This window comes from Ruegeria sp. N10, assembly GCF_056531545.1.
Window position 1 is genome coordinate 175,746 of record NZ_JBQFLY010000005.1, and the last position, 24,433, is coordinate 200,178.

A 24,433-nucleotide genomic window follows, 5' to 3' on the forward strand; every position below is an offset into this window, starting at 1 on the left:
TCGAACATCCGGACGTGGGGGCGCCAGAACGCATCCCCTTAATCATGCGTGGGGAAACCTAGGACTTCGACATTCTAGGGATCCGGCGAACGGGCTTGAGTAAGGCGCTGAGCCATTCCTCGCCCACTTGCGTGATCGGGCCCATTGTTTGCGACGCAACACCCATCAGACAGATCCAGCTGCTGCTGATCTCCATTTTCTCAAACCCGAATTGTCCCTTCGACTCACGCTCTGGCCGACCACAACGGACCCAATAACTATGGCTGCTCCTATAGACTGAGTGAGGCTAAGCGTTTGTCCCAAGTATACCCAGCCGAGCACGACAGCTGTTACAGGACTCATCATGCCGAGCATCGAGACTGCACTGGGCTCCAGGCGCGCGATCCCACGAAACCAAAGAGCATAGGTTGCTGCAGCACCGATCAACCCAAGCCAAATAAGGCCGGCGACATTTGTCGCGCTGAGCGCAGGTAGAGGCGGCTCAAAGAACAGTGCGACTGGCAGCAGTATCAAACCGCCGGCTGTTAATTGCCACGCTGTGAAACTCAGCGCCGAGACCGGAGGTTGCCATTTCCGGCTGAGAACAGTGCCAGCAGCCATTGACGCGGCTCCTCCCAAACCCGCTGCTATGCCGATCCAATCAAGTTGTGCTTCTGGCCCGATCAGCAGCAGAGACACACCCATTACGCCAGTCGCGGCGGCACCGAGTGCACCAAGTCGTATTGGGGTTCCCAGCCATCCCCACGCCATCAAAATCACGATCATTGCTTGCAACGATCCTAGGGTGGCGGCCACACCACCGGGTCACTTCTCAGCGGAAATCAACACGCCAGGGCCGGAACGCGATCCAAGGCCACCTTGGAGCTCCCCTGCTTGATCATCGTGATCATGTTGGCGTTGGTGTATCCAGCCTGCGCGGCTATCTCAGCCTGGCTCTTGGTAGGTTTCAGCTCGAGCACCCTCCGTTCGACATACATCGCCATCCGGGTGTCTAAGTGCGGTTTCTTTGTCATCGCTATCCTCTCAGAATTGACGCAGCACTCACTGCATGTTTTCGATATAGCGAAGGGATGATTGGGGATTCCGAGGGAAACGATACGTCGTTTGTGTTCCCGTATTCTCGTTAACAGAAAGCGAGCTCAATACTTCCGCCTTGACGGTCACGACGTCGTGGTTTCAATTTCTCTCATAGGTTTAGTGTTTATTGGGGAAATATGTTGGCCTTCCGGTTCGTTCACACTGCAGATATTCATCTGGACTCACCGCTAAAGTCTCTAGCCATGCGCGACGAAGCACTGGCCGAAGTAGTCGGGAACGCGACACGAACCACATTCAGGCGGATGGTCGATCTGTGCGAGTCTGAAGATGTCCAGGCGCTGCTGATTGCCGGCGACCTGTATGACGGCAGTCAAACATCAATGAAAACTGCTCGGTTCCTCGCTCTAGAGATGGAGCGCTTAGACGCAGCGGGCATTCCGGTTTTCATTATCCGCGGCAACCACGATGCGGCATCTAAGATCACGCGTGAGCTGGCCCTGCCGGAAAACGTGACGGTTTTCCCAGGCAAAGCCCAGGTCGTCGAGACTTACTGGAACGATCATTCAATTGCTGTTCACGGGGTTTCATTTCGTGACCCCCATGCACCAAACACTCTGTTGGACCGTTTTGGGGCGCCGGTGATGGGGGCTTTCAATATCGGAATGTTGCATACGTCCCTCGGCGGGGCTCAGGGACATGATCCATACGCACCTTGCACGCTGGCCGACCTAAAAGCTACCGCGTTCGACTATTGGGCGCTGGGACACATCCACCAAAGATCTGTTGACGCCGGCACAACAACTGTCGTCATGCCAGGAATTCCTCAGGGGCGCGACATCGGCGAGGCAGGCAACAAGTCGGTGACGCTAGTTTCTGTCGCCGATGACGGTTCGGTCGAGCTGGAGGAGCGTCACATCGCGGTGGCCCAGTTCGAACGGCTCGAGGTGGACTGCCACCAATTGTCTGACTGGCCTGACCTTACCGAGGCACTGAAGCATGCTTTGCGCTCGGCACGGCGGGAACATGCTGCCGAACATCTGATTGTCCGGCCTGTGCTGACTGGAACGACACCACTGGCCTGGCGAGCGGGACGTGACCTCGACCTTCTACTCGCGGAAGCACAGAATGTCACCGAGCCGATCGGGTCACTTTGGATCGACAAGATCGAGCTTGCGTTGTCCGCCGCAAGCAATGCGTCCACTGGAGGCGCGGTAGAGGAATTAGCTCAGATCATCGCTCAGCGAAGTCTTCCCCCGAATGATCCGGCTGTTTTGGAAGACGTGGAACGACTTCTAAAATATCTTCCGCGCGAGTTGCGAGGGCTCCTGGGTGATAGCGAGGAAGAAACGGCCGCAACTATTGTCGATGCGATGCAGCAAGGTGCAATGGAAGTGCTTGCGCGCCTCGAAGAGACCGGTGGCTGAACAATGCGGTTGAACCGGCTCGACCTCACACGTTTTGGCAAGTTCACTGATCTGAGCCTGTCGTTTCCCGTTCCAACACCCGGAAGCCCCGACCTGCACGTGATCTACGGTGCAAACGAGGCCGGAAAATCCACCCTGCTTGAAGGCTGGCTGGACATGCTGTTCCAGATCCCTGTTCGAAGCAGCATGGACTTTCTTCACCCTTACCCGTCAATGCAGTTGGGGGCCGTGCTAGACATCAACGGGCAGACGCATGAACTGCTTCGGGTAAAGAAACGTGACAATTCTTTGCTTGACGCCAGCGGTAAACCGCTAGGTGAAGCATTGTTGCATGGCGGTCTGCGAGGACTCGACCGCACATCCTATGCAGCGATGTTCTCGCTGAATCGGCAAACCCTGGACGAAGGAGGCGAAAGCATCCTCGCCAGCAAGGGGGATCTCGGTGAGTTGCTGTTTCAGGCAAGCGCCGGGATGACCGATTTGGCGGCGCAGTTGGACGAATTGAATGCAGAGTCGGAGGGGTTCCTGAACAGAACCGGACGCAAGGGTGCGTTACGCGATCTTTGTGCCGCCTACGACGACTTGGGAAGGCAGATTAAGGAATTGGACACTGCTGCTTCCGAGTATGCTCGCCTATCGACTGAATGCGATCGGACCAAAGATGCCTGGCAAAAGGCGCGCGAGGCGGCAGAAGCTGCACAGACCGATGTAATCGAGACCGACCGCCACATCGCAGCACTACCGCTTTTGCCGCGGCTGGACCGTCTGGAGGCGGAGATCGCCAGTTACGGTTCACTACCAGAACCTCCAGAGGGATGGCTTGCCGAGCTTCCCGAACTTGACCGCAGGGAGACCGCCCTTGCCACCCAACTTGAGGCCGCGAAAAAGACTGTGGCAAGGTTGGTAGCCGAATTAAAGGATCTCCCATCCGACGGGCCGGTTCTGAATGCGCGCGAGGACATCGAGGCGGCGGAACAGTTGAAATCGGCCCATGACACCGCCGTGGAGGACTTACCCAAACGGCGCGGAGAGCTCGAAGCTAAGGCCGGAGCAGTCAATGATTGCCTGTCTCGACTTGGGCAAGTTGGAGCGGATCCGACCACGCTGTTGCCCGAGGCAAGAACCCTGGGGCGCCTGCGCGCGCTGATCGAAAAATGTTCTGGTGTGGAAACCGCGAGCGATTCCGCGACTGGAGAATTGCAGCGTGCTAAAGATGACGTCGAGCGCGCTGAACGGCGTTTACGTGAGGCTGGAGGCAGCGTGTCAGATTTGGGTGGGCTGGCCGGGTTGGTGCAAAACCTTCGCCGCGACGATCCTGTAGGCGCACACGATCGTGTAAGCACCGAGCTTGAAGAGACGGAAGCACGTTTGAATTCGGCCCTGTCTGCGCTTTCACCCTGGACGGGAAACAACGATGAACTGGCGAGTTTGACTCCGCCAGACGGCGCCACTCTTGAGCAACTGGACGCGGAAATCGCCGAGGCTGATAGGGCGGTCGACCGGGCGGATGATTGGCTGGAGCAACTAGAACAGTCTGTGACCCAAGCTCTCGCTCGACGCGATGCAATCGGAACAACTGCCGTGGTTACTCTGGAAGAGGCAGCTCAAGTGCGAACACGTCGGGAATTCGAATGGTCGCACCACCGTGCGAATCTGACGGATGAAACGGCAGAGCGCTTTGAAGTTGCGATGCGCCTCGACGACCAAGTGACTGCCACCCTTGCGGATCAGCGCGCCCATGCCGAAAAGACAGCCGAGGCCGAGCGTGCGTTGGTCGAAGCCCAACAACAAGTCGACGCTGCAAAAGTGAAATCGGCCGAGGCCAGAGAACGGCGCAAAAACCTGGCGAAACGGCTTGCCGGAATCGCTGCCAACGTCTCCCCCGCTCTCCCTACCGACATCGACCTGCCAACTTTCCGCGCTTGGCTCGACAAGCTCGACATAGCACAGGATGCCCTGGTCAAGCACGATGACAAGGCGCGCGATCTTGCCAGGCGCGTGCAGGTCGTCGCCCAGGCGCGTTTGGATGTTTCGAACGCTTTTGCACAGGCGGGCCGCGAAATACCCAAAGATACGAGCCTGGCCCTAGCTCTTGAAACCGCCCAATCTCTCTTGGACCAGGTGTCTAAGGTTGAGGCTTTGAGCGAGACCGAGGCCGAGGCCCGCCAGAACCTGACCAGACGTGAGCGCAACAAACTAGAGGCAGACGACGCGCGCGCCGAATGGCAGGTAAAGTGGGAAGCCGCCTGTGCCGACACTTGGATGGCCGACGCGCCGCCCGCTGTCGACGAGATGCGTGCGATCCTCGAAGAGCTCGAACGGCTGCGTGAACATCAGGGCCGCATCGGTGAACTGACCCACCGGATAACAACCATGCAATCCAACCGCGAAAGGTTTGAACAAGAGGCTTGCGATTTGGCGGTTCGCCTCGAAATGCCTACCGATCTGCCAGCGACTGATCTGTGGCGTGACATCACCCGGCGACAGCGCGCAGCGGAGAGCCGCGAAGATCAGCGAGCCAACCTCACAGATCGTTTGACAACGGCCACACAAGCCCTCTCGGAGTTGGAAGAGGAAGCCGAGATTCATCGTAATCGGACCGTCGAATTTTCCCGTCACTTTGGAGTCGAAGATTGGGCCGAAGCGCGCGATGCGCTCACGCGAGCAGGGGAACTGTCGAAACTGCGTGAAACTCAGCGCGAACTGACCGAAGACCTCTGTGCAGGGATGCGATGCGATACAGTCGAAGAAGCACGTGCGCAACTGCGTGAACTAGATGCCGATGCACTCACCGCACGCGCTGACAGCCTGCGGACCGAATTGAAAACCCTGCGCACAGCACAGGAAGAAGCACAGGACGACTTCCGCAAGGCGGAAGACGCCGTCGAAGCGGTCGGTGGCGATGACGCAGTTGCCCGTCTGGAAGAACAACGCCAGACATTGTTGCTTGAGATTGGGGACGGCGCCCGGCGCCACCTACGGCAGCGTTTGGGGCTCTTGGCAGTCGATGCTGCTCTCAGGAGCTATCGTGACACTCACCGCAGCGGTATGCTCGAACGCGCATCAGAAGCCTTCCGCATCATGTCGCGAGACCGATATTCTGGCCTTGCCGCACAGCCGGATGGTTCCCGCGAAGTATTGGTGGCGCTGGCCGCTGGGGGTGGCTCGAAACAGGCTGACCAGCTCTCAGACGGCACCCGGGCTCAGCTCTACCTTGCGCTACGCATCGCAGGCTACCACGAGTTTGCTCGCAACAACGGCCCAGTGCCGTTCATTGCCGATGACATCATGGAAAGCTTCGACGACGACCGCACCGCCGAGGCCTTCGGCCTGCTAGCTGAGATGAGCAAAAGCGGCCAGGTGATCTACCTGACTCATCACGCGCATCTCTGCGACATCGCGAGAAATATATGCCCATCTGTGTGTATTCACGAGTTACAGGGCTAAAAGCGTTGTGTTCAACATCTTTACTTTTTGTTGAACATACGCCATGTTCAACAAAATTAAAATCCGTTGAGCACAGTGGGAGCCAAGATGTTCACGCGCCATTCATCCATAGCACATGCCGCTTATCACGATCTCCTGCGTTCACTGCGGGACGATTCTGTTTCGGACATCCGGGGCACCCCCACACGAGTCGAACGCAACGACAGGACCTACTGGTATGACACCTACCGGGTCGGTTCCGATGTCAAAAAGCACTACTTGGGAGAGGATTGTGAGGAACTGCGCGGCAGGCTGGAACAGCACAAAACTTTGAAAGCCCAACAGGAAGACCGCCGCCGCAACCGGGCGCGCCTCGTGCGGCTCCTAAGAGCAGAAGGTTTCCTGGGTCTGGACGCTGCCACGGGCAGCCTGCTCTCTGCGATGGCAACGTCCGGCGTATTTCGTCTAGGCGGCACCATAGTGGGGACCCACGCCTTCCGCCTCTACGAAGGTGAATTGGGTGTGCGTTTCGACATGGATATGACCGCTCACACGGATGACATCGACATCGCCAGCTTTTCTAGGTTGTCGCTGGTGCTGGAGGACACTGCATCACCACCGCTGGAAGATGTGTTCCGTGATTTCGACTTCATGGCGCAGCCCACTCTCACGGCCGGACGCACCTGGCGTTGGAAACAGACACGAGGCAACACGCTGATTGAATTCCTCACTCCATCATTTGGTGAGGATGAGGATGTGCGCGAACTGCCCGCTTTGGGAGTGGATGCGCAAGGGCTGCACCACCTGAACTACCTCATCGCGGAGCCAATCAACGCTGCTGTAACCTACCGGAGTGGCGTTTTGGTGCAGATCCCGCAGCCAGAACGCTATGCCATCCACAAGTTGATCGTCGCGGACCGTCGCCGTCCCGGTGAAAATGCCCTCAAAGCAGAAAAGGACAGACGACAGGCCGCGTTTCTAATAGAGGTGCTTTCTCAGGATCGGCCGGATGAATTGAATGACGCCTACGAAGATGCACTCTCTCGTGGCCCCAAGTGGCGTTCTAGGATTGAGGCCAGCCTGGATCGCATGCCGAAAACGCAGCGGCTGTTACGGGAACTGCAGGATTAACGCGCATGTAGACAGTGCTCCCAGGTTCAATGAACCTGTCGAACCGTGTCTTAGTTGGTTTGCTTGGCAAAGCAGCTTGAAAAACAGGGCTCCTTTGACCAAAAATCAATGGCTTGGCCCTCTGCACCGGTCTTCGGGAGGCAGGGGCCGGATGTTCGAATCCTCTCACTCCGACCAGTAAAACAAGGCGCCCGAGGGCGCCTTTTTTAGCAGATCGACCGCAACAATATCCGCAACGCTTCGTCTGCCGGATGTACTTGGCTCTGTCGCAATCTACATCCATAACATACGGCAGCAGCAACTCGTATCTTCCAGTCTTGATCTCTGCGATATTCTTAACCTCTTCTGGACATATTGACCGATAAGGAAAGCCCGATTCACCAGTGGAAAAGATGCACACCTTTGAGGGCGCCAGAGGTGCGCGATTGGATCGAAGGCAGGGAATCCAGCAGCGATTGAACATGGGGGCCAACTGGGGGCTAAAGCCTAATAGAATTTATAAATACTTATATTTTCAAAACTTTAGTTGATCAAAATGGTGCGGGTGGAGGGACTTGAACCCCCACGCCTTGCGGCGCCAGAACCTAAATCTGGTGCGTCTACCAATTTCGCCACACCCGCAACTCAGCGCCGCAGCGCTGGAATGAAGCGGTCAATAACAAAGCTTGCTTCCGAGCGCGAGAGGTAAAATACACGTATCGCCAAGTTTGTAGATCCTCTGATGAGATATTGAGCAACCACGGTACCTCATGAAAATGTAAAGCCCTAAGAGACTTGTCAGTGGAAAACTGATGGGAACATCAGTGGCCGTGAAACCCGATATCCTGAGGGACAAAGACCACGCAATTTTGGAAGAGCTGTTCATTCCTGCAGAAGTTTAGATTTCGGCCAAGTTAGCCTGCGAAATATCTCGTTTACGTTGACCAAAGGCCAAAAAGACAAGCTGACAGCCTGTTGCCAGATCACCAATAGCGAATATAGAAATCATCCTTCACTGCCCTCACATGCTCATAGTTAAATCCTTGGGACGAAGCGCGGGATTACCCACCCCAACATCCCAAGAAACGCATCTGCGACCCTTTCCAACTCAGAGAGAGACTTCAGGTTTCTGAAATAACAAGAATGGCTTACTCAGCTGTGGTGCCCTTCACGGCCACACAGATTATCGAATGACCTGTACCGTCAAGTGCAAGCAATAGTGTTCCGCCGGTCCCCGCTCGGTTTCACACTGTAGGTGCCGAGTGGCGCTTGCGTCATAGGCATTCCCGCGCAGGTTGAGGCATTCTCAAGAGCGCTCCACCACAAAGCTGCCACATTTCAAACGCTAAAAAATCTTATTCACGTCAAAATAAGACCGCCTTGAAGGGTCTTGTTGTTTAGCAGGAGTTAATGAGTCTTTTTTGCCACTTTGGCGCCGGTACGAGTTTCCTGCTCAACTCCAGTACAAGGTTTACTGCTGTGACCGATCTGAATTCCTCCGCTACTGCCGAGCAAGAGGCTGTCTTCTTTGCTCGTGAAAGCTTTCTTGGCGAACTCAAGATCCTGAACCGGGACCATCCGAACACGGGCTTTGGGATTTCGCTCCGAACCCATTCCGGAGACCACTACCTGCTGGCCAATGCGCGTATGCCATTGCCCGCGGTCAAATCCGAGGGTTTCCCGACCGGACGCCGCGTTGCGTGCCTTGAAAACGGCGATCGCTTCAGCTCGATCGAGGTGCTGGCTGATGCCAAGGCTTACGAAACCATCAGCCCGCGCGCCGAGGCTGACATTTTGGGCAACGCTTTGGACCTGATCGCACGTATCGACACCCTGACAGGAATTCCAACGGGCCGTCCTTCGCTTGAACCCCGCATCGCTGCTACGGGAACCGGAGGTTAAGCATGGCGCGCAATGATCACCTGTTGTCTGTAGGCAACGAAGCTCTGGCGCCGATGACTTCGGCAATGTCATCACTGACGGCGCAGATTGATCAATTGACTGAGGTGGCTGATGCGCGCTCCTCGGCACGTCTGGCAACACTCAAGACCCGGATGGAAAACTTCACCGCCAGCATCACCATGGTCGGTCAGGTAAAAGCGGGCAAATCATCGATTGTAAACATTCTCGCAGGGCGCCCATCTTTGCTTCCGTCGGATGTGAACCCGTGGACGTCGGTCGTCACAACCCTGAACATCAACACGCGCCCGCCGGGCGATACCAAGGCCAAGTTCACCTTCTTTGAGCAGGAAGAATGGGACAACCTGATGGTCGGGGGTGGCCGGTTGGGCGAGTTGGCCAACCGTGCCGGTGCAGATGACGAGATGGAGGACATTCGCCGTCAGATTGGCGAGATGAAAGCAAAGTCCGAAGAGCGTCTTGGAAAGCACTTTGACCTGATACTTGGCCAAAGCCACCAATACGACCACTTCGATGAAGAACTGATCCAAAGATATGTGTGCCTGGGCGATGAGGACGACCCGGATATCAATCCAAAAACCGGCCGGTTTGCAGATGTGACCAAGTCGGCCGAGTTGTACATGGATATCCCTCAGTACCCGATTGCGCTGAAACTCTGTGATACGCCGGGTGTCAACGATACCTTCATGGTGCGTGAACAGATTACCCTGCGCAGCCTGCGCGGGTCCGAGGTCTGTGTTGTGGTGCTTGCCGCAAGCCAAGCCCTGACCACCATGGACATGGCCTTGATGCGGATCATCGCCCAATTTGAGAACCGTCAGATCGTCTTGTTTGTGAACCGGATTGACGAGTTGTCAGACCCGGTTAACCAGGTCCCCGAAATCCGCGACCGGATTCTGGACACTCTGAAACAGAACAACATCGACGCAAAGACTAGTGTCGTGTTCGGCAGTGCCTTGTGGGCTGAGGCAGCGCTGACCGGGAACCCCGAGATTCTGAACGAGGAATCCCACGAAGCACTCAATACTTTTTATCTCGCTGCTGGATTCGGTGATCAGGCACCCTCGCTTGACAAAATCTGGGCATTGTCCGGATTGCCTGACCTGCTGCTGGCGATAAACGAGCGTATTGCAGAAGGTGCCGGAGCGCGACTGATAGACCGGGTTCGCCATCGCGCCCGCAACATTGCCAGCCAGATTCGTGCCACCGCCGTGGCAAAGACTCTGTCAGAGGGTGAAGGCGTCGCGCGTGATCTTGATGGTGTTTCGCCGGAAGATGCGATTGCGAAGGTTTCTGCGGAATATGAAAAGAAAGCGGCCGAACTGACCAACGCATTACGCGACAAAGTACTGGAGCGCCTGAACTCGGCCGAGGCAAGTTTTGTGAAGCGCGCAACAGATTCCCTGATCGCGCATCTTGAGATGAATGGCGAGCAAGGCACCTGGCAATACGACCCGGCTGGCTTGAGGACGCTGCAAAAAGCTGCCTATTTCAGTTTTGCCCGCGCAATGCGTAAGGATGCCGGGGCGCTCTACTCAACTGCGGCTGCAGATGTCGAAGCGCTGTATCACAAAATTCTTGGCAACCATCTGGGCGAGTTCAGCATCGAAGCACCTATCGTGCCGCGTGTTCCACCACCATTGGGGATTGGCCGGACGATTGCCCTGGACTTGCAAAGTACCTGGTGGCGACGCTGGTGGCAAAAGCGCAAAGGCTTTGAGGCATACGCTGCCGATTACACACGCCTGATCGCGTCCGAGGCAAATTCGATCACCAAGGATATCGAGGAAAACCAGATAGCGGCAGTGTTGGAAAACGTACGCGCTATTCTGGCGGACTTCATGCGGGAACAGAAGGAAACGCTGCTGAGCATCTCATCATCAGCGGACAAAAACTCCGGCCAGGCCTCGGCAGCGATGGCGGGCCTGCAACCTCAGAAATCGCGAGACGAAATTCTGGGTGACATCCTGAAAGACCTAAGCAACGAAGCGGCATAAGTAGAAAAATGGCAAAAGATTCACAAACACGCTTTGTTTCACCGAAAGCATGGGAACGTATCGAGCAGTGGTCCCGTCGCAAACCGGTTTTCGCTTTGATGGGTGAATTCAGCGCTGGCAAGTCCACACTGATGAACTTTTTACTGCGAACGCAAACCTTGCCGACGCAGGTTACCGCGACCCAGTTACCACCGGTCTGGTTTAGCTGGGGCAGTGAAACACCATACATCAAGCGGCATGACGGAAGCATCGAACCCATCGAACTGGATCAGCTTGAGACTGTTGGCGTCAACGACGCGCAGTTCGTTCGCATCTTCCTTGAGGCAGATATTCTGGAAGCCGTCGATCTGATTGACACCCCCGGAATTTCGGACCCCAAGATCTCGACAGATGTCTGGCAGCGGGCAGTCGGACAGGCAAACGGGGTCATTTGGTGCACCCACGCGACCCAAGCCTGGCGCGAAACCGAACGCGCAACATGGGTTTCGCTGCCGGACCGCTTGCAACACAACTCGCTGCTGTTGGTGACGCGGGCCGACGCACTAAACCTTAAGGATCGTCAAAAGGTTCTGCGCCGCGTCAATCGCGAAGCCGGACACCTCTTCAACCGATCCATTCTGTTTTCCGCCCGCGATGCGATCAATGCCCGTGACAAGACGGGCGACGCCGAAATGTGGTCGCGCAGTGGTGGCGGCAAGATGATCGACAGTTTTCTGGAAATCACAGAACAGATCATGGACAATCGCGCCGATCAGCTGGCACGGTATCAGATCGACAAAAGCCAGTCCGGCGCATTCAGGGTTCAACCGCTGCGCCCTGCCCGCAAACCAGACGACCGAGAGGCACTGGCAGACGTCACCGAAGCTACTCCTCTGCGGCTGGTCAATCCTTTGGAAAACGAACAGCGACCTGGAGCCGACGATCATAATGTCGTAACAAGTTTCCCCATCCGGCCAGCCCGTGTAGAGCGACGCCTTGACGAAGGCGAACGGGTTCGGATCAACCCAGAAGACGCTGAACGGCTGCGGGCTGAAATGGTATCAGACCCCGAGCAGATGCTCGATGAAACCGATACCAGCGACGAGTTGCGTGCTTTCTTCAAGGATACTGCGAACGATCCGCTTGAATTGAAGAATGTCGCCGGTCTGGAAGAAGACGTGGATGAGTTCGACCTGTCCGGTGAATTCGACGATGCTGATGATGCGGACGATCTGCTGGATGAAGCTCCAGATGCTGAAACGGGCGACAAGTCCGTTGATGACGTGCTGACCTCCTTAAACACGACGTTGCGGGAAGCCTCGGTCGAAGCGGATGAAATTGAAGTTTTCACGCCGGAAGTTGAATCGCGTGATGATCGGGGTATCGAAGTCTCGGTATCCTCCATTGCGGCGCTGATGGCGGCTCAGCCAGAGAACAACGCCGAGGATTACGAACCTGAGCCTGAGACAAACGGTTTAATAGAAGTCGTGGCCTCAGTCGAGGAAGAAGCCCGCAATATCAGTCACGAACCGCGCATTAATCTTCCGGAATCCGCAATCGAGTCGCCCCTTAGCGCGTCGGATATGTGGCGGGAAATCACAAACAACGAAGAGCTGCCAAAGGACGCAGACGGGCTTCAGAACGTATTCAAGGCCTTTCTTGCCGAATTTGACCAGATCGCAGTTGAATATAGTGCGAAACATTCCAAACACGCCCTGCAAGCCATTCCAAAGTCAAAAGAAAACAGCAGTGCAGAGTGGCATGTTTTGTAAGGATGCCTTAATCAAGGCGCTGAGAAAAAGGACGATAAAGAGTTAAATGTCCATTCAGGATGCATTGAACACCGCGATTGAAACAATACCCGACTGCATCGCAGCCGGGTATATCGACATGGAGACCGGCATGCTTTTGGGCAGCAGTGTCTCTGATTCCGATTGCGCTGAATCGCTGGACACTTTGGCAATCGCAGTGGCCAATCTGTTTCAGGGGCGTGGTGTCGCTGCATTTGAAGCGCTCTTGCACGAGGCCGGAAACACTGATGAGGAAAACGCCGGGTTCGGGGAAATCGCGGTGTTTTCAAAAGACCGATTGAAAATCTTTTTGCGGACCCAGGAATATCCTGATCATGTGGTCTGCTATATCTGCCGCAACAGCACAAATGTAGGACTGGCACTCACGAAATCGCATCTCAGCCTCAAGCCGGTTGCGGCCGCAGTCTGAACGGGACCAGAGGGGGTCACGGTATGATGGACACAGACATTCTCGACATGCTCGAAGATATCGGGCGGTCTTCGGTTGCGCGCCTGTCTCCGACGGTGATTGTCCCCGGTGAAACTGCAACAGCCCGTCGCGCGGCTGTACTGCGTTTCATTCGCGGAACAATATTACCCCGGCGACTGGAGCTGACCGCGGCAAACGGAAGCTGCCTGAAGATCGAAGTGAACAGCTCCCGGATCACGGATGTGTTTCAAGTACCGTCCGGGAAGATCCCAGATTTCGAAACGGAATCACGTACCGCGCTGGTCGACAAACTGGCCCAACTGGTTTCTGACATTTCAGCCGCCCCTGCCCCGCTGGAACTGATGTCTGGAAAACCCGCCTCGTCGCTGGAGGCTGATGATGTTGGTATCACCTTGAGTGAGATCGAGAATGCCTGCGCCGGAATTGAGCTTTCCTCTGAGCCCATCGTGTCTGTCGTTCCCGATGTTGAAAAATCTTCAGACAACAGCCCTGCCCCGGTAGCAGAGTCGGGCAACTCCTTGGCACAACAGTTTTTTGACGGGGCTGCACGCTTTGCCACAGGTCGTGTCCTTGTGGGCAGTATGGAAAACACTGCGCTGGCTTTCGAAGGAGCCTGCAAACCTTCCGAGGGAATGCACCCCAATCAAGAGATTTTGGCACGTTTTGTTTCGGATCTTGCTGGTTGGAACAACGACACCCGGGACGAATTCGAAGGCCCACATCTGATCGTCATACGGCCATCGGGTGGTAAGGGTGCGGGCATGGCAATTCTGAGCGATAACGAACAGATTGCTGTGGCCATCCACGATGCCCGCAAACTTGGTGCGGTCATTAATCTGTGGACATCTTTGGGGGAGGTTGAGGAATGACTACCCCTAAAGCATTCAAATTTTCGACTAATTCAATGCGTTGTTTTTTTGTAGTCAGGGTAAAGAGTAATGAGTGAAACACATCGTCGCGAGCTTATTCGCATCGCAGAAGACATGAACGGGACGAGCAATGACGAAACACGTCAGTTCATATCGCGCATCATTGGTGATCTGGGGAAACTGAAACCGTCAGTTGCCTTTGTAGGACAAATCAAAGCAGGAAAGTCGCGCTTGATCAACGGCTTCACCGGTCAGGCAGAATACCTGCCGTCGGACGTGAACCCCTGGACGACCGTGATCACCGACATGCATTTCGGGCACCCGAACGGTCGAACCGAAGGAGCCGAGTTCCATTTCTTCGACAACTATCAGTGGCAATCACTGATCGCCGAAGGCGAAGAGTTGCGCAACATGTTCCCGGATGACGAGGACAGCTACAAGCGCGAGATGATCGAAGAGCAGGTCGAAGCCATGAAGACCCGGGCGCGTCGGCGACTGGGGGACAGTTATGAACAGCTTTTGGGTCAACATCACGATCTGGATCAACTGACATCCGATGATCTGGCGCGTTACGTGTGCGCTGGGGACGACCCCGCAGAAGATGGGACAGTTGACCCCGGCAGTGATCGCGGACTTTACAGCGACATCACGCGCAAGGCCGAGGTCTATTTTGACATCGGACATTTCCCATTCCCTCTGACCGTCACCGATACGCCCGGAGTAAATGACCCCCTGCTGATCCGTGAGGAGATTTCCCGCCAGTATCTCAAAGAATCCGATTTCTTTGTGGTGGTTCTGTCAGCGCATCAGGCGTTGTCGCGTGCGGACCTGAAACTGTTCCGGCTGATGCAGGCACTGGAACTTGGACAGATCGTTGTCTTCATCAACCGTGTCGATGAATTGGGCGGCGGGGCCGAAGATGCGGCAAAGGTGCGTCTGGATGTTGTAGACGGGCTGGAAAAAGCTTTGGGTACTTCGAATATCGATGTCCTGATGGGCAGCGCACAATGGGCGCATTATGCGCTGACCGGCGATGAAACCGGTGTGAATCACGATCATATTCTGGCGTGGTTGCGGGCGCACCCGGAACAGATGCAACAATACCTGAACGGTGTGGCAGAGATCAAACAAGGACCGGGGCCCATCAGCCGTGAGGCTGTCTTGCGGTTTGCTGCTATGATCGCGTCAGGCTTGCCCGATTTACGACGCCATGTCACTCAGGCGTTGACGGAGGGGCCGATAAACGAACAGTTGCGGATGGCGTGGCAGCATCTCGACAGCTTCGCGCGTGGCGAACTGGAGCGATCCCAGGTACATCTTCGTGCCCTGCAAGATGAAGGCAGCGCGGGTGCGCGCAGCGCTGAGGACAGCGACAAGACGCTGGGCGATCTGCGCAAACTGATTGCGGACAAAACGCAGGACATTGTCAGGGACATGGACGACGTTCTGTCAAACCTGCGTGGAGTCATGGATGACACGGTGTCCGAGTCTGTCTTTGTTGTGGTGCGCGGGCCTGAAGGACAATCCCCATTGCTTGCCAAAGGTGGCGCGACCGAGTTGAATTTCTCACCACTGCGCGAACACATGCGCGAGCTGGTGCAAGGCGCCTCGCAAGTGGTTCGCCAACGCATGCTAAGCGAACTTTACGCGATCGATATGCAATGCAACGCCGCTTTGCGGGCACTGCCGGGGTGGCAGGAGCCGGTCGACAATCGCATGAACACAAGTGCGGTACGTTGGTTTCGCCCGGACACCACTGCGCTAACCCGTGGCATTACGGTTGAGCTACGTGTAAACTGGTTGTCGCGTCTGATATCGCGCAACAGCGTTGTGACGCGGGCCGAGCGCATGATAGTGCAGGAATTCGAGTTGATTGGCGATGACCTGATCGACACAACACGCGAAAACCTGCTGGACCGGTTGAAAACCGTTCTGGATCATTACTTGGCTCTTTTGGCAGGCCATCTTGAGCACCGTTCCGGGGCGGGTGAGTTGAATGCTCAGGCGAAAGCACAAGCTGCGTTCGAGCGGGCGCGCCGTATTACCGACGAGTTGGAAAGTGTCTTTGGAACAAACAACGTTGACGAACGACAGGCAGAGGCTGCGGAATGATTGAGTTTCCCGGAACCGAACAGGAAGTGCGGCAGCTGGAGCGCTTTCTGACAGCGACAGAAAAATTGTCGTCGGACCCGAAATTGGAGGATATGCGCACGCGGGCCCTCGCCCACGCCGAGCGCCTGTCCAACGCGGTCAACATCGGTTTCGCAGGGGAGTTCGGAGCGGGCAAGTCAAGCCTTGCGAACATGCTGGCAGGGGCGGATATCCTTCCAACCGGGCCGCAGCATCTGAAGCTGCCGCTTGTCATCGTTGCCTACGCGGATACGCCCGAGACGACTGTCGGCTGGTGGAACAGGGAACCCAAGACATACTCTGGCATCGCGCTGGAAAAGGCCGCTGCGGATGAGCCGGATTTTATTTCGGTTGGATTGAACACACCTGCTCTCAAAGAGATATCGCTGTTCGATCTTCCCGGCTCTGGCGCATTGGATGATACATATAAACAGACACTGGACCTGCTGAAATTCGTCGACTGTGCCATCTGGTGCACCAATGGCACAAGCGCATGGCGCGAAACCGAACGGCATTTGTGGGCGCAGGTGCCGCCCGAGCTAAGAGCCAACAGCCTGCTGGCGGTCACACATGCTGATCTGCCCCCGGTGCAGGCCGCTCTGGATCGGGTACTGGCCCGATTGAACAAAGAGAAAGAGGGACTGTTTCGCGCTGTGGTCCCAATTGGCACGCCCGTCGCGGTGCGCGCCATGGCTCAAGAGCCGGAGCCTGATTTCGATCTTTGGGAAAACTGTGGTGGCCAGGAACTCGCGGAAAAGGTCCTTGATGCGGCGTCTGACCGGCGGCGCAGTGACCTTGACGCTGCCCGGAAGGATCTGAAGCACGAGTTTCTGCCATTCTTGGAAACATTGAAAGGGCCAGAGCCGGAACCGGCCGTCAACGATGCTGCGTCAATGCAGTCAACGCTGGGGTCTGCCCTTCCGCCACTGAACAACCCCATTCTTGAAGACTGGCTGGCAGCTATTGCCAGCATTTATGAAGATCTGCGTGACACCGCTGCAATCGAACCCGCGGCCTTTTTGCAAAGCTGCCAGGAAATCGTCGAAGATTTCGCGGAACGGTTGGACCAAGGTGGCGAAATCGATCCGGATGCTGACTGGATTCCGGCCGAGTTTGAAAAAGCGACTGACTTGTTATTGTTGCTTCAGTTTGAAAGCGGCGATGCGCCTTTGAAAGACGCAATCAACATACTTGTGCAGCTTGGTGATAACCTTGCCTGGGCTGGCAGTACCGTTGCCGCAGCACAATCCAAAACCGGGACCTAGCACTTTCCATCAGGATTGAAGCGATTCGAAGGGCCGAAGAATCGGCCCTTTATTGTTTCGAATTCGTAGACCAACAGACCTGTTTGGGGTCATCAGTTTTCGTTTTCCCCACCCCTTTAGTCAATATGTAGTATTTGCATGTAGAAGCCATACTATATATGCCATACTAAAAAAACGATCCTTAGTGAAGCCATCAGGCGGCCCCATTAAAGTCAAATTTGAAACGTCTAACCGTTCTTAAGTGTCCTGCGGTTGTTTTTGGTTGTGAGTTCGTGGGCTGCCGGCCCTGTTAAATAAAGCCGCAAAATGAGTAGAACGGGCGGATTGAAATGAGCCACAACCAGGCTGTCGGTGCAACGCACGACGAACCAAAGATTGAAGGACTGCAACCGGGCGCAAAGCTGTTGCGCGGTCAGTACGAGATTATCCGGTATCTCAGCAATGGCGGATTTGGGATCACCTATCTTGCGCGCGACAGCCTTGAGCGCGATGTCGTGATCAAGGAATGCTTCCCCGGTGCATTGTGCCGTCGCAACGGGGACCAGGTTGAGCCGAACGACCCGTCTTACAAAGATGATCTGCGCGCCATTATCGACCTGTTTATTCAGGAAGCCCGCAATCATGCACGTCTGGTGCACCCGAATATTGTCGACGTGCATCAAGTGTTCGAAGACAACGATACCGCCTATATCGCGATGGATCTGATCCGCGGTTGCGACCTGCTGGACTATGTTGAAAATCCGGAAAACGTCGGCGGCCCTGACTTTATAGTGCAGGTAACGGAAAAGATGCTGTCCGCGGTGTCGTTCATCCACCAAAGCGGGATGCTGCACCGTGACATTTCTCCCGACAACATCCTGATTGACGAGAACGGAAACCCGGTTCTGATCGATTTCGGTGCCGCGCGTGAGCAAGCCGCAAACAAGTCGGCCGCATTGTTGACCCTACGCGTCATAAAAGACGGGTATTCGCCGCACGAGTTTTACGTCCGTGGTGCCGAACAAGGGCCCAGCAGTGACCTCTATGTTTTGGCTGCAACCCTTTACCATGCGATCAGTGGCGAACGCCCGGTCGACGGTCAGAGCCGCCTGAATGCGTTCAACAACGGGCAGGACGACCCTTATGCACCCTTGGCGGGCCGCTTTGACGGATACCCCGATGGATTCCTCGAAGCAATCGACAAGGCAATGGAAGTGCACGCAACGGACCGTTTGCAGACAGCCTTGGATTGGCTGCGCATGTTCCGCGGACCTGGCGTGATGTTCGATACATTCGCCTATCGCCCGGTTTCTGTGATTGTCGGCATGGATCGCATGGACAAGGAAGAAGAAAAGGCGCGGATCAAGGCCGAAAGCGAAAATGCCGAAGCGGTTGTGACGGCTCTGCTCGCCGGGAACTCGGACATTGTTCGCGAAAACGAAAAAAAGAATGAACCCGAGATGGCAAAGATTTCTGCAAAAGCGGAAACACCGGTCGCAGTTGATACCGTGGTTCAGAGCGGATCCGGTGGCAGCGGCAAGATGATCGCTGGTGCAGCAGTGCTTGTGGCAGCGTTGGCTGCAGGCGGTTTCTTCGTGATGTCCGGCGACAAAGGTGAAGAACAAGCTGAGGTTACGGCGACGCTACCTGAAGCAACCACACAAACTGCCGAAGCAGAACCGCCCACGGTGGAAGAACCCGTGGCGGAAACACCTGAACCCGAAGTCGCGGTCGCTTCAGAGCAACAACCTGAACCAGAAGAGCCTGTCGAGCAGGCGCAAGTTGAACCTGCGGAACCAACCGCCACAGAAATAGCGTCCGAATCTTCTGAGACGGCCGGTGTTCAGGAACAGCCTGCAGAACAAGAGATTGCGGCGGCTGTTGCCGAACCAGATGCTGACGTTGCTTCCGGCACTCCAGCCGAACAACAGGTATCTTTTCACCATTGGGATGTTGAAATCCCCTTCCAGACGTCCCGCCGCCGCACCGCAACAGGTGCAACTATTGCGGTTACCGGTGTGGACGCCAATCAGGACATGAGCGTTATCGGCGAATGGGTGGAAACCGGAGTTGTGATCTTTACTCTGAACGGCAACCCGGTTCGTCAGGACATCTCTTTCGCAGCGCAAGTCCTGGACAAGCTGAGCGTCGACCCAGATGGCTTTACACGGGTTGCAGCCCGCTACCGGCCGCTTGGAAAGACCCGCGCGCAAAATGGCCTGCTGGCACTGCCTGTGCTGCGCTCGGTAGGATTGGAGAACGGTTACTCGTTCACAATCAGCAACTCGGGAAGTGAAGGGTGGCAAACAAAAGTGAGTTCGGTTCCGGCCGAGGCGACGGGTAACCTGCGAAAAGGCGATGTTCTGTTGAGCGAAAGCCAGACCGGCATGACATTGGATGAGTCCGAAAGCATTGATGGCATGCTGGCTGCGCTGGTTTCCGACAGTCAGCCAGAGGCAAAGCTGACCGTGTTGCGCAACGGTGCTGAAGTAGCTGCGACCATGCAGCTAGCGCAGGAGTGATCTGACCGGTTCATTTTTGATCTGCCAGTGTGTGTTTACTGAGGGCGGCGTTCAGTTTGCCGCCCGGCGGGAACCGGCCCGCCGCAGAGAGTACCAGTTTCCATGTTTTCAATTGAGTGTCTCTGCGTTGTTCCACGCAGGGTTAGGTAGCAGCCCCATGGCACAAAAGGTCCGTGCCAACAATTCGAAGGTGTCGACACCATGTTCAAATACAAAAGCCCTCTGAGCCGGCTTCTCGAAGGTGCCGGCAAATCCAAAGAAGATGATGTAGCTGAAAATGCTCATGCAGCAGACAGCGCTGTGCCTGAAACGGTAAAGCAGGAGCCTATCGCGGACTTCAACGCGCTGCGCGCCGCACTGGCCGGTGGAAACATGACGTCTGACTCTTACGAAGAAACAGACGAGCTTATCCGTGAAGAGAAGATGCCGGAATTCGACGAAGTTGCGGCTGAAAACGCGGAAGAACCGGTTGAAGTGTCCATCTTCGTTGAAGATGCAATTGACGAGGACGACCAAGATACCAAGAACTTGATGGCCGACCCCGACGATGACGAAGTCTCGGACGATCATATCATCACTTTGCATGTAGCCGACGAACCTGCCGAAACACCGGATGAAGATACGCTGCCTCTGGGTGTAGCGGAAATGAGCGCGCTGGAAGCGGTGGAAGCTGAGGTTGCAGCCCCATCCGTGCAAGAACCGGCAGTGGTAGAAGAGGTTGCCGTACAGACTCAACCCACGCCTGCCGCCCCGGCCGAAGACCGTCGCTCGCGGGTCAAAACAACGTTCCTTGGGTTTGAGCGTGCGGACACGCATGTTCAGGAATTGATTGAAACATCAGAACCCGTCTCAAAAACCGAAGCCGCTCAGGAAACATTCCCGGTTGGTTGGCTGGTGGTGACGGCAGGTCCCGGACGGGGCGCCAGCATCACCCTGACCGAAGGCCTGATGCAAATCGGTCGAAACGATGACCAGGCGATCCAACTGGATTTCGGCGACACAGGTATTTCACGTTCGAACCACGCCGTTATTGCTTATGACCCCGAAGATCGAAAATGCTATCTGGGGCATGGCGGTAAGGCCAACCTTGTTCGCCTGAATGGTAAACCCGTTCTGAGCACAATCGCGCTCTCCAGCGGTGATCTGATCCGCATCAGTGAAACCTCAATCCGATTTATGGCCTTCTGCGATGAAGGTTTTGATTGGCGGGATTCCTGATAGATGCTGGCGACTCCGGCATATGATGTTGCGCTGATCCTGAACCAGGGTCAGCGGGAAACGCAGGAAGACGCGATTGCTGCGCGCATGTTCGATGCATCGGACGCGGGCTATATTGCGATCGCTGACGGTATGGGTGGCCACGAGGCGGGCGAAGTGGCTTCAGAAATGGTGATTACCGCCTGGCGGAACGCGCTGGATAGCGAGCTAGAAGCCGATACCTTAAATGAAGGAGCCGCAATTGACGCGCTGCCGTTGGCAGCCATGCAAGCGAATGCAGCGATATCCGACCATAACGAGGCACAGGGCCAGGGTTTCAACATGGGCTCCACCTTGTTGGGTGTCCTCTTTCTGGGTCAGCGTGTGTTCAGGATATCGATCGGAGACAGCCCCCTTTACCTGTTCCGCGAAGGCAGGTTGACACAGGTGAACGAAGACCACTCGATGGCCCCCGTGATCGACGCAAAACTGGCCGCGGGTGAGCTTTCGGAAGCTGAAGCACGGGGATTGGACAGAAACCAACTGACGTCGGTGATCATGGGGGGTGCCATTCCAAAAGTGGATTGCCCAGAAGACCCGCTGATCGTGTCACCCGCTGATATTCTGATCCTTGGCAGTGACGGGCTTCAGTATCTCAGCGACGCTGAGATTCAGGAAATTCTGCGTGAACACCAGCAAGATCTGGCACAGGAAATCGCCGAAGCCTTGCAACTGGCTGTGCAGGCCAAGGACGATCCCGATCAAGACAATCTGTCGATCGCAGTCGCGAAACTTACCAGAAAATAACCAGGCAAAGCAACAGGACCCATGAGAAAACACCTTATCATATCAAGCCTTGCCCTTGCCGCCGCCACCGGCGCGGCGTCAGCGCAAGAGGCATGTTCAAGCTACGAGATTCAGCGCGGCGACAGCCTGCGGGAATTGGCAATCCGAGTTTACGCGACCGAAGATTTTCGGCCAATCTACGATGCGAACCGGGATGTTATCGGCACAAACCCCAATATCATTCGTATTGGTGACGTTTTAAATCTGCCATGTCTGGAAGATGTCGGGCGCGCACCTGAGCTGCCCGACACGGAAGCCGGACGCCTGGCAGCGGAAATGGCCTCGGAACTGGTAAAAGCTGCCGAAGAACGCGCGGAAAAAGCCGTGGCCGAAGCGGAAGCGCGCGTTGCAGCGGCAGAAGCTGAGGCAAAGAAGGCGAGTGAAGATGCGGTCGTGGCTGCACGTGCCGCAGCAAAAGAAGAGATTGAGGCAGCCCGCTCGGAAGCCGCCGCACTGATCAGAAATGCTAACGCTGAAACGCGCCCTGAAATTCGTGATCGTCAGTTGCTGTTGATCACCGGCGGCAATTACGCTCCGTTTACAGACGAAGCGCTGCCCAACCGGGGGCTTTATACGCAACTGGTTGAGACAGCGATGCTGCGGGCCGCGCCAGAACAAGCGTATAAAATTCAGTTCGTGAACGATTGGTCGTCGCATCTGGATCTGTTGATGCCAACACTTGCTTTTGATGGCACTTTCCCCTGGTCGCGCCCAAATTGCGAAGATGCAGAAGCGCTGTCCGAAAGCGACCGCAACCGGTGTGAGACCTACAATTTCTCGAACCCGTTCTACGAGGTCGTGGATACATTCTTTGCTCGCGACGGATCGGGGTACGAACAAACGTTGACATATGCAGACTTTGCCGGAACAACGATCTGCCGCCCGGAAGGCTGGTCGCTGTCTCATATGGATGCGGTGAGCCTTTACGAACCCGTCATCAAGTTGCTGCGGCCCACGTCGCCCGACGACTGCTTTCACGCTGTGATGAACGGAACCGCCGATATCGTGGCAATCGAGGCGCATCTGGCCGAGGAAGCCATCGCGCGGCTTGGCTATAAACACCGGATTATCGAAAACCCCAACCTGGCGGCGATCAAGTCGCTTAATGTCATGACCCATAAAGATAATCCTGATGGGGAAGCGATCTTGGAGACGCTGAATCAGGGTCTGGCAATCATGCAGCAGTCTGGCGAATGGCGCGACATCGTTTCGACCGCCCTGCGCCATCAAATGGAAAATGGATAAGGCCATGTTTGGCCTGACAAACAAAAGTCTGGAGGAAGTGGAAATGTTTAACGAGAAGATTAAGAAACTAGTGCTGTCGGCAACCGCCATCACAGCTCTGAGCGCGGGTGCTGCCGCTGCACAGGAAGCGTGTACAAACTATACAGTGCAAGACGGCGACACGTTGGCAACCATCGCCATCGCCGCCTATGGCACCTCGAACTACCAGCCGATCTTCAACGCGAACAGGAACGCTATCACAAACCCGGGGTCTCTTAATCCTGGGCTGGTGCTGGCCCTACCCTGTGAAGACGGCAGCCTGCCGAACGGCCAAAGCGCGCAGGAAATCATCGCTGCTGAAGAAAAGCGCGCAGCCAGCGTCAAGCGCTCGAATGTCTATGCGCCGCCGATCAAGATGGTGGCGGGTAACGGATGGGAACCGTTCACAACCGAATCTCTGAACGGCGGGGGCATCATGACCCGCCTGGCAACGACCAGCCTTCAGCGGGCCGGAAACAGCCGTGAGTATTCAGTCAGCTTTGTCGACGACTGGAGTTCGCATCTGGATACACTGTTGCCGCTTGGTGCCTTTGATATTTCAATTGCATGGACCGTTCCGGATTGTACCAATCGTACATACGAATGGTCCCCGGAAACCGAAGCTCGCTGCACTCAATTCGTAGCTTCCGTCCCGGTTTACGATATCGTCGGTGGCTTCTTCACACTGCCGGAAAGCGAATACGCAAGCGCGACCAGCTTCAAGGACCTAGAAGGTTCGACTATTTGCCGTATGGCAGGCTGGAGCATGGTTGTTCTGGAAGAACAGGGACTGAACCGCGAGAACACGACTGTGGTTCAACCGAGCTCGGCCCGTGATTGCCTTGACGCTGTATTGACCGGAACCGCAGATGTTGCGGCATTCGAAGTTGATCTGTTCGCATCGACAATGAAAGACATGGGTTTGACTTCGGCTGACATCGTTGAGAACCCCTATGTGTCTACACTGTCGTCGATGAGCTTCCTTGCGCATCGCACCAACCCGTTCGCGCGCGAATACATCGCGATGATGAACAAGGGTCTGATCGAAATGCGTCAATCCGGTGAATGGTACGCGATCATCTCGGATACGCTGCGTGAGCAAAACGCAAAGTTGAACGCAGCTTCGAACTGATCCCTCGGTTCAGCTGAAACTTTGGGGCCGGTACTTGAACCGGCCCATTTTTTTTGAATTATCAGGGCGTTTCAATCGGATGCCAAAATTCGGCC

17 protein-coding genes and 1 tRNA gene are annotated in these 24,433 nt (G+C 55.7%); 15 read left to right on the forward strand and 3 right to left on the reverse strand.

The window, feature by feature from the left end; translation table 11 throughout:
* Window positions 1–165: 165 nt before the first annotated feature.
* Window positions 166–765 carry an EamA family transporter gene (locus ACR0JI_RS09630; protein ID WP_480494198.1) on the reverse strand — a complete coding sequence of 200 codons (600 nt, stop codon included), beginning with the start codon at window positions 763–765 and terminating at the stop codon, window positions 166–168.
* A 56-nt stretch (window positions 766–821) separates the two neighbouring features.
* A complete protein-coding gene (locus ACR0JI_RS09635) occupies window positions 822–1,013 on the reverse strand; it encodes a hypothetical protein (RefSeq protein ID WP_480494200.1) in 192 nt (63 codons plus the stop codon).
* Window positions 1,014–1,214: 201 nt separating this feature from the next.
* Between ACR0JI_RS09635 and ACR0JI_RS09640 the strand changes: the two genes are divergently transcribed.
* The 3 genes from ACR0JI_RS09640 (at window position 1,215) to ACR0JI_RS09650 (ending at window position 7,019) form a co-directional block, all read left to right on the forward strand.
* Window positions 1,215–2,462: a metallophosphoesterase family protein gene (locus ACR0JI_RS09640; RefSeq protein ID WP_480494202.1), complete on the forward strand. Its 1,248-nt coding sequence runs from the start codon at window positions 1,215–1,217 to the stop codon at window positions 2,460–2,462.
* A 3-nt stretch (window positions 2,463–2,465) separates the two neighbouring features.
* A complete protein-coding gene (locus tag ACR0JI_RS09645) occupies window positions 2,466–5,909 on the forward strand; it encodes an AAA family ATPase (protein ID WP_480494204.1) in 3,444 nt (1,147 codons plus the stop codon).
* An 87-nt stretch (window positions 5,910–5,996) separates the two neighbouring features.
* Complete coding sequence (locus tag ACR0JI_RS09650; RefSeq protein ID WP_480477144.1) at window positions 5,997–7,019, forward strand: nucleotidyltransferase family protein; 1,023 nt, start codon at window positions 5,997–5,999, stop codon at window positions 7,017–7,019.
* 536 nt (window positions 7,020–7,555) lie between these two features.
* On the opposite strand, the gene ACR0JI_RS09655 is transcribed toward ACR0JI_RS09650, so the two are convergent.
* Window positions 7,556–7,640: transfer RNA gene (locus ACR0JI_RS09655), tRNA-Leu, on the reverse strand.
* A 768-nt stretch (window positions 7,641–8,408) separates the two neighbouring features.
* On the opposite strand from ACR0JI_RS09655, the gene ACR0JI_RS09660 reads away from it, so the two are divergent.
* From ACR0JI_RS09660 to ACR0JI_RS09715, 12 genes are all read left to right on the forward strand, one after another.
* On the forward strand, window positions 8,409–8,900 hold the full coding sequence (locus tag ACR0JI_RS09660) for a hypothetical protein (RefSeq protein WP_480494206.1): 492 nt from the start codon (window positions 8,409–8,411) through the stop codon (window positions 8,898–8,900).
* A 2-nt stretch (window positions 8,901–8,902) separates the two neighbouring features.
* A complete protein-coding gene (locus ACR0JI_RS09665; protein WP_480477140.1) occupies window positions 8,903–10,915 on the forward strand; it encodes a dynamin family protein in 2,013 nt (670 codons plus the stop codon).
* 8 nt (window positions 10,916–10,923) lie between these two features.
* Window positions 10,924–12,666: a dynamin family protein gene (locus ACR0JI_RS09670; protein WP_480477138.1), complete on the forward strand. Its 1,743-nt coding sequence runs from the start codon at window positions 10,924–10,926 to the stop codon at window positions 12,664–12,666.
* A gap of 46 nt (window positions 12,667–12,712) precedes the next feature.
* Complete coding sequence (locus tag ACR0JI_RS09675) at window positions 12,713–13,114, forward strand: hypothetical protein (protein ID WP_480477136.1); 402 nt, start codon at window positions 12,713–12,715, stop codon at window positions 13,112–13,114.
* Window positions 13,115–13,137: 23 nt separating this feature from the next.
* Window positions 13,138–14,004, forward strand: a complete 867-nt coding sequence (locus ACR0JI_RS09680; RefSeq protein WP_480477134.1) for a hypothetical protein — start codon at window positions 13,138–13,140, stop codon at window positions 14,002–14,004.
* A 69-nt stretch (window positions 14,005–14,073) separates the two neighbouring features.
* Complete coding sequence (locus ACR0JI_RS09685) at window positions 14,074–16,116, forward strand: dynamin family protein (RefSeq protein WP_480494208.1); 2,043 nt, start codon at window positions 14,074–14,076, stop codon at window positions 16,114–16,116.
* Window positions 16,113–17,399, forward strand: a complete 1,287-nt coding sequence (locus tag ACR0JI_RS09690) for a dynamin family protein (RefSeq protein ID WP_480477130.1) — start codon at window positions 16,113–16,115, stop codon at window positions 17,397–17,399. Before ACR0JI_RS09685 ends, ACR0JI_RS09690 begins: the two co-directional genes overlap by 4 nt.
* Before the next feature lie 329 nt (window positions 17,400–17,728).
* Window positions 17,729–19,900, forward strand: coding sequence for a serine/threonine-protein kinase (locus tag ACR0JI_RS09695; RefSeq protein WP_480494210.1), 2,172 nt, complete (start codon window positions 17,729–17,731; stop codon window positions 19,898–19,900).
* 201 nt (window positions 19,901–20,101) lie between these two features.
* Entirely contained in the window at window positions 20,102–21,118 is a 1,017-nt protein-coding gene (locus ACR0JI_RS09700; protein WP_480477126.1) for an FHA domain-containing protein, read from the forward strand.
* A 3-nt stretch (window positions 21,119–21,121) separates the two neighbouring features.
* On the forward strand, window positions 21,122–21,904 hold the full coding sequence (locus ACR0JI_RS09705; RefSeq protein ID WP_480477124.1) for a PP2C family protein-serine/threonine phosphatase: 783 nt from the start codon (window positions 21,122–21,124) through the stop codon (window positions 21,902–21,904).
* A 21-nt stretch (window positions 21,905–21,925) separates the two neighbouring features.
* Entirely contained in the window at window positions 21,926–23,188 is a 1,263-nt protein-coding gene (locus tag ACR0JI_RS09710) for a type 2 periplasmic-binding domain-containing protein (protein WP_480477122.1), read from the forward strand.
* Between the two features lie 43 nt (window positions 23,189–23,231).
* On the forward strand, window positions 23,232–24,338 hold the full coding sequence (locus ACR0JI_RS09715; protein WP_480494212.1) for a peptidoglycan-binding protein LysM: 1,107 nt from the start codon (window positions 23,232–23,234) through the stop codon (window positions 24,336–24,338).
* Window positions 24,339–24,433 lie beyond the last annotated feature (95 nt).